The sequence below is a fragment of the Tenacibaculum profundi genome (genome assembly GCF_057162725.1).
Genome location: NZ_CM169894.1, coordinates 874,592 through 889,008, shown reverse-complemented (window position 1 = coordinate 889,008; position 14,417 = coordinate 874,592). Strand labels below are relative to the sequence as shown.

The 14,417-nt window shown below is 30.6% G+C and carries 16 protein-coding genes; 14 read left to right on the top strand and 2 right to left on the bottom strand.

What is annotated here, in order from left to right:
- Window positions 1–7: 7 nt before the first annotated feature.
- The 8 genes from AC2GW8_RS03545 to AC2GW8_RS03510 all read left to right on the top strand — a co-directional run bounded on the left by AC2GW8_RS03545 (window position 8) and on the right by AC2GW8_RS03510 (window position 4,598).
- Window positions 8–1,054, top strand: a complete 1,047-nt coding sequence (locus AC2GW8_RS03545; RefSeq protein WP_440881415.1) for a hypothetical protein — start codon at window positions 8–10, stop codon at window positions 1,052–1,054.
- 72 nt (window positions 1,055–1,126) lie between these two features.
- Window positions 1,127–2,272, top strand: coding sequence for a hypothetical protein (locus tag AC2GW8_RS03540; RefSeq protein ID WP_440881414.1), 1,146 nt, complete (start codon window positions 1,127–1,129; stop codon window positions 2,270–2,272).
- Entirely contained in the window at window positions 2,272–2,733 is a 462-nt protein-coding gene (locus tag AC2GW8_RS03535) for a hypothetical protein (RefSeq protein ID WP_440881413.1), read from the top strand. The genes AC2GW8_RS03540 and AC2GW8_RS03535 overlap by 1 nt, the downstream gene beginning before the upstream one ends.
- A complete protein-coding gene (locus tag AC2GW8_RS03530) occupies window positions 2,711–3,454 on the top strand; it encodes a hypothetical protein (protein ID WP_440881412.1) in 744 nt (247 codons plus the stop codon). Before AC2GW8_RS03535 ends, AC2GW8_RS03530 begins: the two co-directional genes overlap by 23 nt.
- Entirely contained in the window at window positions 3,451–3,642 is a 192-nt protein-coding gene (locus AC2GW8_RS03525; protein WP_440881411.1) for a hypothetical protein, read from the top strand. The genes AC2GW8_RS03530 and AC2GW8_RS03525 overlap by 4 nt, the downstream gene beginning before the upstream one ends.
- A complete protein-coding gene (locus AC2GW8_RS03520; protein WP_440881410.1) occupies window positions 3,642–3,905 on the top strand; it encodes a hypothetical protein in 264 nt (87 codons plus the stop codon). Before AC2GW8_RS03525 ends, AC2GW8_RS03520 begins: the two co-directional genes overlap by 1 nt.
- Before the next feature lie 83 nt (window positions 3,906–3,988).
- Window positions 3,989–4,177: a type II toxin-antitoxin system HicA family toxin gene (locus tag AC2GW8_RS03515; protein WP_440881409.1), complete on the top strand. Its 189-nt coding sequence runs from the start codon at window positions 3,989–3,991 to the stop codon at window positions 4,175–4,177.
- Between the two features lie 19 nt (window positions 4,178–4,196).
- Window positions 4,197–4,598, top strand: coding sequence for a helix-turn-helix domain-containing protein (locus AC2GW8_RS03510; protein ID WP_440881408.1), 402 nt, complete (start codon window positions 4,197–4,199; stop codon window positions 4,596–4,598).
- Between the two features lie 8 nt (window positions 4,599–4,606).
- Here the strand turns inward: AC2GW8_RS03510 and AC2GW8_RS03505 are convergent, their stop codons facing one another.
- Complete coding sequence (locus AC2GW8_RS03505; protein ID WP_440881407.1) at window positions 4,607–4,777, bottom strand: hypothetical protein; 171 nt, start codon at window positions 4,775–4,777, stop codon at window positions 4,607–4,609.
- 1 nt (window position 4,778) lies between these two features.
- A complete protein-coding gene (locus AC2GW8_RS03500) occupies window positions 4,779–5,411 on the bottom strand; it encodes a hypothetical protein (RefSeq protein WP_440881406.1) in 633 nt (210 codons plus the stop codon).
- Between the two features lie 95 nt (window positions 5,412–5,506).
- Here AC2GW8_RS03500 and AC2GW8_RS03495 point away from each other — a divergent pair, with 95 nt between their 5' ends.
- The 6 genes from AC2GW8_RS03495 to AC2GW8_RS03470 all read left to right on the top strand — a co-directional run bounded on the left by AC2GW8_RS03495 (window position 5,507) and on the right by AC2GW8_RS03470 (window position 14,415).
- The gene (locus AC2GW8_RS03495) at window positions 5,507–5,920 is read left to right on the top strand and encodes a hypothetical protein (RefSeq protein WP_440881405.1); all 414 of its coding nucleotides are present in this window, start codon (window positions 5,507–5,509) and stop codon (window positions 5,918–5,920) included.
- Between the two features lie 62 nt (window positions 5,921–5,982).
- Window positions 5,983–6,279 (top strand): hypothetical protein, encoded by a 297-nt coding sequence (locus tag AC2GW8_RS03490; protein WP_440881404.1) that lies wholly within the window; start codon window positions 5,983–5,985, stop codon window positions 6,277–6,279.
- The gene (locus AC2GW8_RS03485) at window positions 6,254–9,862 is read left to right on the top strand and encodes a hypothetical protein (RefSeq protein ID WP_440881403.1); all 3,609 of its coding nucleotides are present in this window, start codon (window positions 6,254–6,256) and stop codon (window positions 9,860–9,862) included. The genes AC2GW8_RS03490 and AC2GW8_RS03485 overlap by 26 nt, the downstream gene beginning before the upstream one ends.
- Window positions 9,859–11,619, top strand: coding sequence for a hypothetical protein (locus tag AC2GW8_RS03480; RefSeq protein WP_440881402.1), 1,761 nt, complete (start codon window positions 9,859–9,861; stop codon window positions 11,617–11,619). Before AC2GW8_RS03485 ends, AC2GW8_RS03480 begins: the two co-directional genes overlap by 4 nt.
- Window positions 11,619–11,876 carry a hypothetical protein gene (locus tag AC2GW8_RS03475; RefSeq protein ID WP_440881401.1) on the top strand — a complete coding sequence of 86 codons (258 nt, stop codon included), beginning with the start codon at window positions 11,619–11,621 and terminating at the stop codon, window positions 11,874–11,876. The genes AC2GW8_RS03480 and AC2GW8_RS03475 overlap by 1 nt, the downstream gene beginning before the upstream one ends.
- Entirely contained in the window at window positions 11,854–14,415 is a 2,562-nt protein-coding gene (locus AC2GW8_RS03470) for a hypothetical protein (protein WP_440881400.1), read from the top strand. The genes AC2GW8_RS03475 and AC2GW8_RS03470 overlap by 23 nt, the downstream gene beginning before the upstream one ends.
- Window positions 14,416–14,417: the final 2 nt, after the last annotated feature.

Sequence of the window (14,417 nt, the reverse complement as noted above, 5' to 3'; positions counted from 1 at the left end):
GAAACACATGAGTTTATTTGCAACTTACAAGCAAGAATTAAGAGCAATGTACCCTAATCGCCTAGACAATCAAGAGTGGCGAGGTACACAACTTGGATTATTAAGAGCTATCCAAGCAATGACCAATCACCCTGAATCTATTGTTTCTCAGGATGTTGAGACAAAAGCAAACGATTCAGAAGGAAGAGTATTTAAAATCCCTGTAATGAAAGATACAGGAGATGTAAACATTACGGCAGTTAGATCATGTACTATTGGAGATTTAGATAATGAATCTGAATTAGTAGATGTAACTTGGCTTACTATGGTGGCTAACTTACACATGATTAAAGAACAGCACAGAAAAAATGAAATCTCATATTTTGAGGATTTTGATAGAAAATTGAGACGTATTGAACGTTCTTTTGGTAAATCTATTGAAAATAACATCTTTTCAAAGTTAGATACTGAAAAATCTACAATCTATAATTCAACATTAATAGGATCAAAGTATCCTTTAGTTGGTGATGCAGTTCAAGTAGCTGCTGCACAACAAGAATTATTTTTTAATGATTTAGATGCAGTACAAATTGCAGATGATTTTGATTTAATGGAGCATGTAATTGTAGGGTCTACAAATTTAATGCCTTCAGTACGTCACTACATTAATCAAGGTAATTCTAATGATGAGACATTGAATTATCAGTTTAATGACAAAACATTTACATTCTCTAACAGAGTTGTAGATGGTGGTGGTGTTTTAGCAACTGGATTTGCTATGCCTCACGGTTCATTAGGTCTATTAACTAGAATTAATGCAGATGCAAGATCAGGAAATACAACTACTGATGGTACTGAATGGAGTGTAGAGCGTTTAAATCGTTTAGGTTTAGATGTTGGTGTACAATACAAGTCTACTTGTGAGGATGTATCAAATGTTCAAGGATTAGAGCATTTACAAGCTACAAAAGTTGAGAGATGGCAATTATCATTAGATGTTTGCTTATTGACACCTTACAATAGTGACCCTGCTAATGTAGCTGGAGGAATTAAAAAGTTTGAGTTCTTGTCATAATTACCTTATTGCTAATTCTTAAAAAGTCCACTATCGTAGTTCGAGCGTGGGCTTTTTTTAAACCTTTATACTATGTTTGATACAACTAAACTTCAAAATTGCCTAAAAAATATTCTTGGTTGGAAAAATCATTATGATGAAAATGAAATACCGGCCCTAAATGCAGGATTAAATGAATCTGAAAGTGGTGAGTTCTATCAAGATTATCATCCAGCATTACGATTAGATTTAATTTCTACATCACTTCCTGAAAATAGAGAACTCAATGAATATCTAAATGAAAAAATAAAAGTAGGTATTACACAATTAGGTAATCAAATCTTTACAGAAAAAAAAATAACTGAATTCTCAAAAGAGTTATTAGCAAATGGTACAATTATAAATGGTCACGGATGGGCTAATGACGTAATATTAAATGAAAGTAGGTTTGTAGGTTTAAAAATCAAAACAAATAGTGATATTGGGTTTAAAGCAATAATAAACCGTTTAGGCTTTCAATTCACACAGGTCCAAAATGATTTAAAAATCTATATCTATCACAGCACAAAAGTAGATCCTGTTAAAACAATTACACTCAACTCTACTCAAGGTATGCAGTGGGCTTGGATTAATGACAGTATTGATTTGAGTTTTGAGAATGATGACATGTCAGAAGGTCATTGGATAGTTGGGTATTATCAAGATGATATTTCAGGTCAAGCACTCCAGTATAAAAAATTAAACTGGAGAACTGGTTTTTGTGGTTCTTGTAATGGTGGTATTGATTTACATAGATGGAATGCTATTAAAAAATATGTAAGTGTACAACCTATTTATGTTCCAAGCGCATCATTAGACACTGATAGAAAAATGTTTGATTTAGAAAGTAGTTTTTCTGTTTATGACAATAATTTCGGTATCAATCTCAATATTTCTGCAAAGTGTGATTTAACTAGTTTTTTATGCGACAATAAAATGCTTTTAAAAAATGCACTGGGATTAAAAGTAACACATTTGATACTACGTGACATTAAGTTCTCACAGCAAATAAATCATATTGAGGAGAATTTAAAGCACTTAATTATAAGAGATTTAGAGGGTGATAAAGATACCAACTATGTCAATATTGTAACTCAATTGAGTAGAGCTGTAAAAGCAGTTAATATTGACACAGATAATCTATCAAAGACTTGTTTACCATGCACTAAAAAGAATCGTGTAAAATATGGAGTAGCATAATGGGAGTATTTGATGATGAAATAAAAATTATTGATCGATTACCAAAAGTAATTGATGAGACAGTAAAAAATGCTGTTACAAAATATGGTTTCGTTATCAAGAATTACAACATTGTTAATCAGTTAGATGAGAAAGGTGAAAATAGTTTAGGCAAAAAACTAGATTATAAATTACCAAAAAAAGGATATTCAAATCCGTACAAGAGAGTACGTATAAAAGCGGGTTTACAAGTACAATATGTAGATACTCACTTTACTGGTAAATTTCACGCTAGTATTCAAATTGTAGCTGAGGATGGTCAATTTAAAATCACTTCAGATATTGATTATGGGGAACACGTTATTAGAAGGTATGGTAAAGAAATGCTTGGGATTCAAAAACAGTACTTACAAGATTTCGTAGATAAATATTTAATAGAGGAACTAAAAAATGCAGTAAATGGTCACTTTACAAAATCCTAATATACCAGTTGAAACACAGCCAATAGAAATTGATGCTGTTGTTCAAGACATTCAAGCCAAATTAGATACCAATTTATCTTGGTTATCACACGCCTATGCGAGATCATACAGGCATATCGAGCGTAAAGATGGTAAGTATTTATATTTCCCTGAAGTGTATATTGGTAAAAAGGGTGCTAAAAAATATGACTATCACCGTGTTACTCCTGACAATGACAAAAAAGGGATGTGCTTTTTTGTAATAGGTAAAGAAGATAATGACTTTACACAAAATGATTTTAACTACTTGAGTTATGATTTAGGAATTGTCTTTTGGGTAAATCTTCAAAAAATTAATGATAAACTATTAGAGACTGAAAAATTCACCCAACACTTAATCCGTGATGTTAGAGAAGTACTAACTAGAAAAATGAATGGTGTATGGTATCAGTTAAAGATAGATACTGTAGTTAGAGAGTTTCAGGAAATTTACAGAGAATTTAGTCTTGAGGAAACTGAAAATTATTTAATGGCGCCCTATAGTGGTTTTCGATTTAACTGTAAAATAATGTTACAAGAAGATTGCCCTATCAACCTTGACAGAAATAATGCGATTGTCAATAATATTAGTCAAAATGAAGTGCTGCAATTGTTACTTCCTACTCTTGATTTTTCAAATGACACAATATTTAATGCATTGTCCGATCAACAAAAAACTGACCTCTTAAATAAATTACAATGATGGTAGTTGATAATAAATACAGGATAGGCGAAGTAGTTTTCTTATTAACTGATGAGGATCAATTAAAAAGAGTGGTTACAGCAATTACAGTTAAATCAGGAGGGTATATCACTTATGAGTTAAGTCAAGGTATTGATACCAGTTGGCATATTGAATCAGAAATATCAAATTCTAAAGTATATCACTAATGGAAAAATACATCTTTATATTTTTAGTTTTTTGGGGCTTTAAAGTTATTGCTATAAAATACTCTCTTCAGGAAAAAATAGGTGTTTTGTCTATGAAGTGGCGATCAAGATTTTTACACGAGGTTTCAGAATGTGCATTTTGTTTTGAACATCATTTAGCGATAATCCCTGTACTAATTTCAATACTATTTTTTCAGATAACCTGGATTGATATTTTCACTCCTATAATGGTAGCTGCAATGAGTAATATTCTTAAAAAATAGTCTTTTTTAAAAATACATATCAATTTATTTTGCTATTAATATTAATAGCATTATATTTGTAGTGTATTAATCAAACGTTCATTATGAAATATTCGGAGTTACACAGAAAGCTGAAAAAAGCTGGCTGTTATGTTAAACGAGAGGGTAAACGTCACCCTTTATGGTTTAGTCCTATTACAGGAAATACATTTCCAACTGGTAGGCATGAAAGCCAAGAAGTTAAAAAAGGCACGTTAAAAGACATTAGCAAACAATCGGGGGTTAAATTATAACCCCCTTAAAAACTAAATTATGAAAGTAACAGTTATATTAGAAAAAGGAGTTGATGGAACTTACGATGCTCGTGTATCGAGTGATAAATTAGATTTTATGTTATTAGGAACTGGTGATACAGTAAATGAGGCTATAGAGGATATGATGGTTTCTAAAGAGGATATGGAAGAGTTGTTTAAAGACGAAAAAAAGGAGTTTCCTGATTTAGAATTTCAGTATAAATATGATTTACCTTCTTTTTTAGAATATTATTCAAAAATGTTTAGTTATGCAGCATTGGAACGTATTACTGGAGTAAATCAAAGTCAGTTAAGTCAATATGTGCAAGGATATAGAAAACCAAGTGAAAAAACAGCAAAAAAAATAGAAAGCAAATTGCATGAATTTGCTAAAGAATTAAATCAAGTACAGTTCGTTTGATTAATACACTAATGAATAACTTGATTAGAGCCCTCTTCATTGAGGGCTTTTTTATTGTTAAAAAGGAATGACCAAAAAGACTTTTTTTCAAAGTATTTACCACATCCTTCACAAAGTAATGGTTTACTATCAGGTCTCATACCTAATCTATTTGCACAGTCCTTGCAGAATTCAGCCATTTTAAAAAGAATTATCTAATTTGTAAACTTCATTCATTTTATTGTAACTATCAATTAAAGCCTTAAAATGTTTTTTTAATTTCCCAACTACTTTTTTGGGAACATCTATTTGTGCGTTTTTATTACTATCAAGATCATCATATCTGATAGACATTGGTTTAGCTTCATTTTCAAGAATATACTTAATAAATTTTTCTGCTTCACCATAAACATTGACGGTTGATACTTCGGAAATTCTAACACCTGAATCTTTTTCCCCTGATGCAGTAACTTTAAAATTAACTCCTTTCCATTCTTTAATTTCTTTTCTAGTCCCAATTAAATAGCTGATTTCATCAAAAAACACCCACTCATCACTAAAAAATGAATTTCCTAATTTAAGCGACGTGATGTATGGTTTTCCATCTACTTCTTTGATCCCATAATAAAGCCTTAAATAACTTTGAATAGGGCTTCCAAAATAGATGAAATCTCTGCTGTTTAACGCTACCTTCTTTGATAAAACCCATGATATTTTATTATGGTAATCATTCTGCATTTCAACTCCTTTTAATTTAACTCTTTCTTTTTTTTGAGAATAGGAGCTTATTGTTGAAAAAAGTAAAATAAAAAAAAGTAAATATCTAATATACATAAGTTTCTTGTTTAAGAATTATTCCAAATATACAAAATGTGTTTTGTGTGTTCTTTTTAGAGAGCAAAAAAAACTAATAACTCTACTTTTCAGCTATGGAAATTAAGGTAGGAAAACATACTGTAAAATTTTATGATAGCCCTGAAAACTTATCTATAAAAAGGTATCAATCATTTAATAAATATTTGATGATAGATAATGAGGTAGGTAGCTCAATTACTGATTATGACAGAAGAATGCAGAAGGCTATTCGTTTTTTGGAAAGTGATATGAAATCAGAAGCAATCAAAGAGCTTAAAAATAACAGACAAAATGTATTTAACTGTCTGAATGAATATACTCCAAGAAACAAAGCGTTAGCAATTTTAGTTAAAAGCATTGATAAAAAGGTGTTTACAAACATAAACTCAAACACATTAACTGAAATTGAAAATAGACTAGATGAAATTGGTTTTACAAAAGAAATGATGGATGATGTACTGTCACAAGTAAAAAAAAAATCGAGTTAACACTTGAGAAATATTATCCCCATCATTTTAGAAATTCAGATTTAATCCAGTATTCAATTGAGTTGAAAAGTAAGCTAACACTTGAACTGGATGGAATTATTGATAATAAATTAAAGAATGATGAAAAGTTAAATAGTATAGAAAAAAGAATCTTAGAAATATTTCCAACAAATATATGGAACATAAATATTGAAAATAATATGGAGGTATTTATGGAAGTAGATTTCAGGAAATTTTTGTTTTCAGTTTCTGAACATACTAATAAAGATGTTGAATGTTTAAGTGTATTTGATTTTTATGCACTGATAGACCATATAAAAGAAAAGTACCCTGATGGCAGAGGCAATAGTAAAATATAGTCAATTAATTGATGATGATGGCGGATTTGAGAAATTAAAATCTGATCTAAAAGAGACTGGCCGATTTATAAAAAAAGAAGCAGAATCTTTAAAAGGTCAAATATCATTACTCAATCCTAAAGATATTGATGCATTAAATAATTTTGCAGAAGCTGTTGATGTTCTTAAAAGTTCTTATAAGAGTGTCGAATCTACACTAAAAGTCGTTCATAATGCTCAAAAAGATTATAAGAAAACTAATGAGCAATTAATAAAGCTGAATAATCTTCAGGGGAAAAGTCTAACAGATTTAGAATTAAAATTAACCGAATATAGACTTGAACTAAAAAAAACTAATGCCTTTGAAAAACAAGGTATCATCAATACTAAAGAAGCTGCAAAGAAAAGAGCTGAGTTAAAAGTTCAAATTAAAGATGTTACTCAAGCCATAAATAAAGAGCAAAAAGAAGTAATACAGTCTAATAAATTATCTAAAGATGAGATAAAGTTACAAGAAGCATTAATTAAAATTCAAAATGAGCGTGTAGAAACCTTAAAGGAGGTTAGAGAACGTATCTCTGCTTTAAGAATTGCAGTACAAAACTCAAATATTACAACTGAAGAAGGAAGGCAAAAAATAGCAGATTATAACAAAGAAATTGATGAGTTAACAGAGGTTTTAAAACAGAATTCAGATAAATTTATTCAAAACAAAATAAATGTTGGTGGCTATACAGAGAGTATCGTTGAGGCACTAAAAGAAACAGATTTATTTAAAACAAATATTGTTTTCTTGGATACCGCTATCGAAAAAATAGTAAGTAGAATATCTAAATTAACTAAATCTACTGATAAAAATACCGAAGCAAACAAAAAGAATACTAAATCAATAAGTGGCTTACGAAAAGGATTTAGAGCGTTAGGAACAGCTTTAAAAACTACTGGTATAATATTACTATTGACACTACTAGCGAGTTTATTTAGCATATTTAAACAAGGTAGATCAGGAGTGATAAGAACTCAAAAAGCTATGGCTGTATTTAATGCTACTGTCAAAGTTTTAATTGGAACATTGGCTGATTTAGGCAAAGGGTTTTTAAAATTCTTTTCTGCACTATTTAGTAGTTTTTCAAATTTTGGTAAAAGGATAAAATCCTTTGGTCTCGAAATAAAGAAAGTATTTTTAGAAATAGCAAATATTAATCCTATAGGAAAAAGTCTGAAACCTGAAATAGAAGCTGTTGAAAATCAGATAAGAGAATTGAATAAAGAAATTGAAAAGAATGGTATTGAAAATGGAGAAAAATATGCTGAAAGTTGGGATTTAATATCGGATGCTATAGGTGGCTTTTCACAGAGATATAAAGATGCTAAAGATAGTGTTAATACAAGTTTTGAAGGAATTGTTAGGGCTTTTGAGATAGGCGATCAAATAAGAAAAGTTACACTGGAGCTAATCGATTTAAGAGCCGAATTACGAGAATTAGAGATCACAAGTGATGACAGTACTTTGAGTTTACGAACTCAATTAGAAGCTACTAGATTAGCACTCGTCAAGAATTTAGAGGTTTTAGAAAAAGAGAATCAGATACTAAAATTGAACTTATCAATAACCAATGCAAAGGCAAAAGCTGATCTACAAGCAAATGCTACTACAATAGGCGCTAGAGCAAATGCAATAGCAGGAATAAAAGATGAAATAAAATTTGCTAAAGCATTATTGCAATTAAATATTGATTTAAGTGAGCGTGATGGTAAAAATCCATTAGATGATAATTTATTAGAGGAACAACAGAAAGCTCTACAGGCTCTGATTGAGGGAGAAAAAGAAAGAGGTTTGGTTATTCTTGAAAACGCTAAAAAAAGACGTGAAATTGAAAGAGATATATTTGAGCAGAATCTTGACTTGTTGATAGATTTAATAGATAAAGAAAAGGATTTATCAGAGCAATTTGTTAACGATGTTACAAAGAGCTTCGAATCAAGGCTAAATGAATTTCAAAGATTTTTGACCAAGTTCAGAATTAATGCTCAAAAAGAGTTGGATGAGTTTAACAAATTTGCAAAATCGAGTGAATTAGACGTTGAGTTTAATGTCGACTTTAAGGAAGACGGTAGTTTTGATGTTTTTTTAGGAAATCAAAAACTTGCTATTGATAATATAATAGAACTAAATGAGCAATTACAAAGTTCAGGGTTAAATGAAATCACAATCAATAGATTTAGAGAGTGGCTTCAAGAGATTCAAACTGCAAAAAGAGATTTTAGAGATATAGATAAATCATTAGTAGGAATAGCCGCTAAAATAAACGACTTAAAAGGAGAAAGAATTGTAAGTAAAGAAGAGCTAAATGCTATAAAAAAATTGAATAATGAGTTTAAAGAGCTTGAAAACATTAATACCTCTGATTTAACTAAAAAACAAAGGGAGAGTTTTTTAAAAAAGTTAAAAGAATTTGAAGACAGAAAAACGAAAATTCAAGAAACAGCAGAAATAAAAAGACTAAAAAACAAATTAAAATCTATCGATGCTGAAAATGAAGCAATAAAGGAAAATAAAAAATTAGAAATCAGAGTTTTAGATAACAGAATTGCCAATGAAAAAGAGGGTTCTGAAAAGCAATTAGAGTTAATAAGAAAAAGAGAAGATTTAAGAATAACACTACTAGAAGAGTCTTCAGAACGACAAATAGAACTAAGTATTAACCGATTAGAAATTGAAAAAGAATTAGCAGACAAACAGTTTAACAGGTTACAAAAGGGGCTTGAGGATAATCTCAAAGATACAAGGAATAAATGGGAGGAATTTTCTAATGAATTAAAAGCGTTGTTTACAGAGGTTTTAACAAGACTGGAAGAGGTACAAAGAAAAGCTGTACAATCATCTGAAAATAATTTAGATAAACAACAAGATGCAGTTGATGACCAAAGATCAAGGGCACAAAATGGGCTTACCAATACATTGGCATTTGAACAAAAAGAACTTGCAAAACGAGAAGCTAGAGTATTAAAACAGCAAGAGCGATTAGATCGAATTCAAAAACTACAGTCTTATTGGAGAACTTATAATGCGAATTTAGGTTCTTTAAAAGAGGGGCAAGATTCGGGTACAGCAATAGTAAAAACTTTAAGGGATATAGCAATTATTGAGGGTATTACAGCTAGTTTACAAAGTTTCGGTGATGGTGGTATCGTGGAAGATAAATTACCTAGTAATGGTGTTTTTCGAGGTCAATCTCATCAAGGCAATAAAGGAGGTATTCCTATTATGGTTGAGGGCCGAGAAGGTATTTTTTCTGTAAATGAAATGAATAATATGGGGCGTGATAATTTCTATGCTCTTAAAGAATTAGCTAATCGAGGAAAGCTAAACACAAATTTCTTTGCACAGCAGAGGTCTGATTTCACTAAAACAGTTCCAATATTTCCAAGTAATAAAAATTTAGAGTATGAATTAAAAGAGGTTAAGAGGGCTATTGTAAATAAACCAGTAACAGATTTTGATGTCGTAAAATTAGCTAATGCTGTAGAACTTATATCTACTACGAGCACTCCAAATAAGACTGTTTATAATAGGTTTAAAATCAAAAAGAGAAAGCTATGACACGTATTAGACACTACATAAATGGTCAGGATTATGGCGAACCTCGTAACTGGCAGGATTTAGAAATCACAGTTGATTGGCTGAATAAAAAAGATGAAGCTAATATTAATATTACTGATTTAGAGTTTGTTCTTGAGGCTAAAGATTACCTATTAGAAAGAATTTTAAACGGTACATCAGGAGGTGTTGGTATTTTTGAGGGTGAACCATATACAATAAAAGTTAATGATAATTCATTACCTGAATTTACTTTTGATGGCTATTTAGATTTTGCAGATGAAAGCACATTTATAGGTAATGAAGAAGTTGTTTGTTCTCTAAAAAAGGTTCAGGGTAACGATTGGTTAAATGATGTTGCTGATGGGTTTAGTTTTGCATACCTGGCAGATAAAGGATTTATTACAAATGGTGACTATGTAAAAGTACCTTATGTAATTAATTACGTTCCTGATGGAATGCAAATTATTGTATTGTCTATGTCAATCTATATGATGACAAAGGAACTGATTGAGAATGTTCAGCGATTAGCAGATACAATAGGTGATGTTACTGATGCAGCTACTCCAGTCATAGGTGTAGGTGTAGGATTTGGTGCTGTAGCTGTAACTGCATGGGATTTAGGTAACTTTATACTGGTAGTTTTAAAAACTATTGCACGTATAGCCTACATCATTGCAATTACAATAGCCATAATAAAACTAGTTGAAGAGGTTTTCGAGCAATTATTACCAAAGAAAAGATACCATTCAGGAATTCGTGTAAAAACATTATTTGAGAGAGCTTGTCAGTATCTAAATCTACAATTGCAAAGTAATTTATTAAATGAAATTGGTGACTGGATTTATATTCCCTCTAAAGACAGAAAGGGAGAATCAGGAGATAAAGGTCATCCTATCAATTCTGATCCTATTTACACATTTGGGGATTGCATCAGAGTGTTTAAAGAAAAATTTAATGCTGATTACAGAATAAAAAATGGTGTCTTTTATTTTGAAAGAAAAGATTCTTTTGAAGTGGTATCGAGTTATCAAATACCCAACTTCTTTAGCGACCAAGAACGTCTTTTGGATAGAATTTCATTTAATACAAATGAGATCATATCTAATTACAATATTTTTTGGCAATACGACACTCAAGATCAAAATACATTAGATGACCAAACAGGAAGAGTATTTCAAGCAATTACTACTCCAGTAACAATTCAAAATCAAAATTTAGTTAATATAAAAAACTTGGCTCAAATATCAATTCCTTTTTCAATTGGTAAAACAAAAACAGAGCTTACAAGAGTAGAAGAAATTGCAAAAGATTTAGGTAGAATAGTAGATAATATAACTGGCATTTTTGGAGGAGGAACAAACTTTGCTTCCCAAATACAAAATAGATTAGGGTCACTATTATTGAGTTCACATTTTTTAACAGTGCCTAAAATCGTAATGATGTCAGGAAGTAAACTAGCCAATGACCAGCGCACCTTACTATCAGCACGTTCATTATGGGATAAATACCATTACATAAATAGTTTCGCTGAGGTAAACGGTTATCACAATCAATATCAAAGATTTGAAGGGCAAAGGATACCAATGAAATTAAAAGATTTTAATGACTTGTTATCTAATAACATTGGTACTGACACTAACGGTAATCGATTTGAAATAGAAAAGTTTGTTTGGCGACCTGAAGATCAAACAGCAGTTATCGATTATAGAGTAAAAAAGAAATACACCAACAATTTAAAAATTGAATATGTGGAATAATGAGTTATAAAGATTTAAACATACAGCAATTATTGAATTTGTCAAAAAAAGCAAGTTCTCAAATAAACTTACAAGTTCAAATATTAGATACAACTTTTAGTGAGTTGCTTAAAAATTTACCACAAGATGAAGCAAATGAGATCGATAAATTAAAAGCATTAACACAAAAAGCTATAAGTCTAGCAAAACAAGGTAAAGCCGAAGAAGCACAAGAGATTATAAGAAATTACCAAAATGGGCGTAAAAGTAATAAATAGAGCATATAGAAATCAATTCTACCCTACTTCTCAAGAGACAGATTGGCTATTGGGTAATGTTGGTGATTGGCAGCAATTAAGAGTAACTTTTGAAGTTACTATTGATTTTAAAGCATCAACACAGGAAACGGTTTCAATTTATGTACCTGAAAAAACCATTAAACTAAACAATGGCAAAACATGGAGTTTCTATGGTTTTGATATTGGAGATGTAGTAAAGTTTACATACAAAAGAGATGTATTAGACGGTAATGGAAATACGGACACCACATCTTATATCGCTAATTTAACAATTACAAATCTCTATGGAGATACAATGGAACATGATACATTGTTTACAGTTGACCACTTGCAATCCATAGGTGTAATACCAACAGATAGAGGAAACGAAAAGATTTACAATGTCAAATTTGAATCCACTAAAGAGCCTGAAGGGTTAAAATTCAGATACTCGCACCTTACAAATGACAATTATCAATCTGATAATCTAAACTCATTTATTGATGGTAGTGTCGCTGAATTCTCATTTGCAGGATTAAATAATTTAATAACTAATGTTCCTATTGAAATGAATCCTGACGGTATTCAATCAGGTATGGCAATAGATAAATGTTGGGTAATTAAACATGTTCCTAATAGTGGTGTTTATAGTTACACAGTAGTGTGCAATTTTATGATTGCTAGTTTCTTTGAACAAGTATCAAATTTAGAAGAAATGATTGCTCCAAGCATTTTATTTAATGCAGGCTCATTGACTGATAATTTTGAACTTGTTGTATATCCTGAATGGAATAATCCAAACACTGTAATAAGAAACAATTTAGATCATACAGAACGACTTGGGAATACAGGATGGTTTAATGAGAATTTTAACGGTTTAGATAATAATTTTATTATTGATAGTATTGCATATTATGATGAATCAGGGAATCCATTATCACAATTGGATTATGCAAACCCAGTTAATGTTGAGATTGAGGTTTCAGGAATAAATAATCTGTCTTTAAATTCTGAATTTAATATTGGTTTTGCTTGGATACCACAAGATGAGGATGATTATCATAACAAAATGACACCTTTCCATCAAAATCTTTTAGTAAATACAGGAAAGGAAAGAACTTATACTCTCAATGATGGAGGGTCATTTAATTTAAGCGAAAATACAGGAACAACCAATTATTCAGGTTATAGTTATGGTGAGCCAAAGATTGATTTACAAGCAAGTGAAAACATACTTTTTAATTCGGCAGGGTCTAATAAAATTATCTTAAAAGCGAAGTTTATACCTAATGCCTTTTTTACAGAGCTCTTTGAAAGTAAAAACGAGAATGACCGTAAATATATTTTATGGGTATCAGTTGCAGATCATAATTTACAAATAAACTTTTCTGATCGAGTATCATTATTGACAGATTATAATGATATGGTTAAGGTGATTCCTCCAGCCGGCCCTTATCCAAATATGACAAATCAATTTATTGAGCACCCTCAAAGTGAAAATGTGGCAGGGGTTGAAAAGTATTTCGGTTTTATCGAAGATGATATATTGTCAAGATTATTTTTTAAGGTTAATACTACTGAGGATATTTTATTACGAAATATGATTTTTGGTTATGAGGTGGTAAATCAAAATACTGGAGCATCATTTATCCTAGAGGAGATACCAGTTAATTTATCAGTTTTTCCAAAAGATTCTAATGATATTCAGCAAATAGATTATGATAACATACGTGGTTTTAAATTAGAATCAGGAAACAATAAAAATTGGGTGAAAATTTTCAGGGATGAAGATAATGATACAGGAATAGAAAAAGGATATAAAGTCTTTTTTGCAACAAAGATACGTTGGGAGGATTGGTTACAAAGAGATGCTGTTCCTACAGAGTATTACGATAACACATTATTAAATGACGGTTATCATAATGACTGGTTAGATTATTTAAGATCAGGGAATATTGATGATTATAAAATCAACTTTTTTGTTTTTACAGAAATTATTGAGGATGGTGAATTTAAAAGACATAAAAACACTTTTGAATTAACCTTTAATGATTATGATGAAAATCTAAATATTGAAACCGATCATCATTATTATAGAGATTCTGATGATACACTTCTTAATGTCGGTACTGATCCTGAAACTGGAAAGCCTTTAGGTGTTTTACTAGATAATGAACCTACTAGAATTGAAATCACTTACACACACTTATTTGAAGATTTTGATATAAATAAAATGTATGCAGTTACCACTTTAGAAATTGATAAAGGTGCTGGTGAGTTTGAACATAGACAACTATCAAGTGTTTGGGGGAGTGAACCTGATAATCCATTAATTCCTTTATCAGGAGAAACACATTTAAGATTTGAGCAATTAGCATCAAATATTGTAAAGGCTACTTGTTTGGTAAATCCTGACAGACTTGAAAATGCATTACGATATAAAATAACAGGAAGAATTGGTTGCTGGGCTGAAGGTACAGGAGGTAACAACCCTAAAGATGGCAAATATGAAACTAAATACGAAGCTAAATACGAATAAAA

Excerpts from the sequence above, each read along its gene's own strand:
- AC2GW8_RS03525 (WP_440881411.1), top strand. The coding sequence starts at position 3,451 with ATGATGGTAGTTGATAATAAATACAGGATAGGCGAAGTAGTTTTCTTA.
- AC2GW8_RS03545 (WP_440881415.1), top strand. The coding sequence starts at position 8 with ATGAGTTTATTTGCAACTTACAAGCAAGAATTAAGAGCAATGTACCCT.
- AC2GW8_RS03480 (WP_440881402.1), top strand. The coding sequence starts at position 9,859 with ATGACACGTATTAGACACTACATAAATGGTCAGGATTATGGCGAACCT.
- AC2GW8_RS03505 (WP_440881407.1), bottom strand. The coding sequence starts at position 4,777 with ATGGCTGAATTCTGCAAGGACTGTGCAAATAGATTAGGTATGAGACCT.
- AC2GW8_RS03510 (WP_440881408.1), top strand. The coding sequence starts at position 4,197 with ATGAAAGTAACAGTTATATTAGAAAAAGGAGTTGATGGAACTTACGAT.
- AC2GW8_RS03475 (WP_440881401.1), top strand. The coding sequence starts at position 11,619 with ATGAGTTATAAAGATTTAAACATACAGCAATTATTGAATTTGTCAAAA.
- AC2GW8_RS03500 (WP_440881406.1), bottom strand. The coding sequence starts at position 5,411 with ATGTATATTAGATATTTACTTTTTTTTATTTTACTTTTTTCAACAATA.
- AC2GW8_RS03515 (WP_440881409.1), top strand. The coding sequence starts at position 3,989 with ATGAAATATTCGGAGTTACACAGAAAGCTGAAAAAAGCTGGCTGTTAT.
- AC2GW8_RS03485 (WP_440881403.1), top strand. The coding sequence starts at position 6,254 with ATGGCAGAGGCAATAGTAAAATATAGTCAATTAATTGATGATGATGGC.
- AC2GW8_RS03535 (WP_440881413.1), top strand. The coding sequence starts at position 2,272 with ATGGGAGTATTTGATGATGAAATAAAAATTATTGATCGATTACCAAAA.
- AC2GW8_RS03530 (WP_440881412.1), top strand. The coding sequence starts at position 2,711 with ATGGTCACTTTACAAAATCCTAATATACCAGTTGAAACACAGCCAATA.
- AC2GW8_RS03470 (WP_440881400.1), top strand. The coding sequence starts at position 11,854 with ATGGGCGTAAAAGTAATAAATAGAGCATATAGAAATCAATTCTACCCT.
- AC2GW8_RS03540 (WP_440881414.1), top strand. The coding sequence starts at position 1,127 with ATGTTTGATACAACTAAACTTCAAAATTGCCTAAAAAATATTCTTGGT.
- AC2GW8_RS03520 (WP_440881410.1), top strand. The coding sequence starts at position 3,642 with ATGGAAAAATACATCTTTATATTTTTAGTTTTTTGGGGCTTTAAAGTT.
- AC2GW8_RS03495 (WP_440881405.1), top strand. The coding sequence starts at position 5,507 with ATGGAAATTAAGGTAGGAAAACATACTGTAAAATTTTATGATAGCCCT.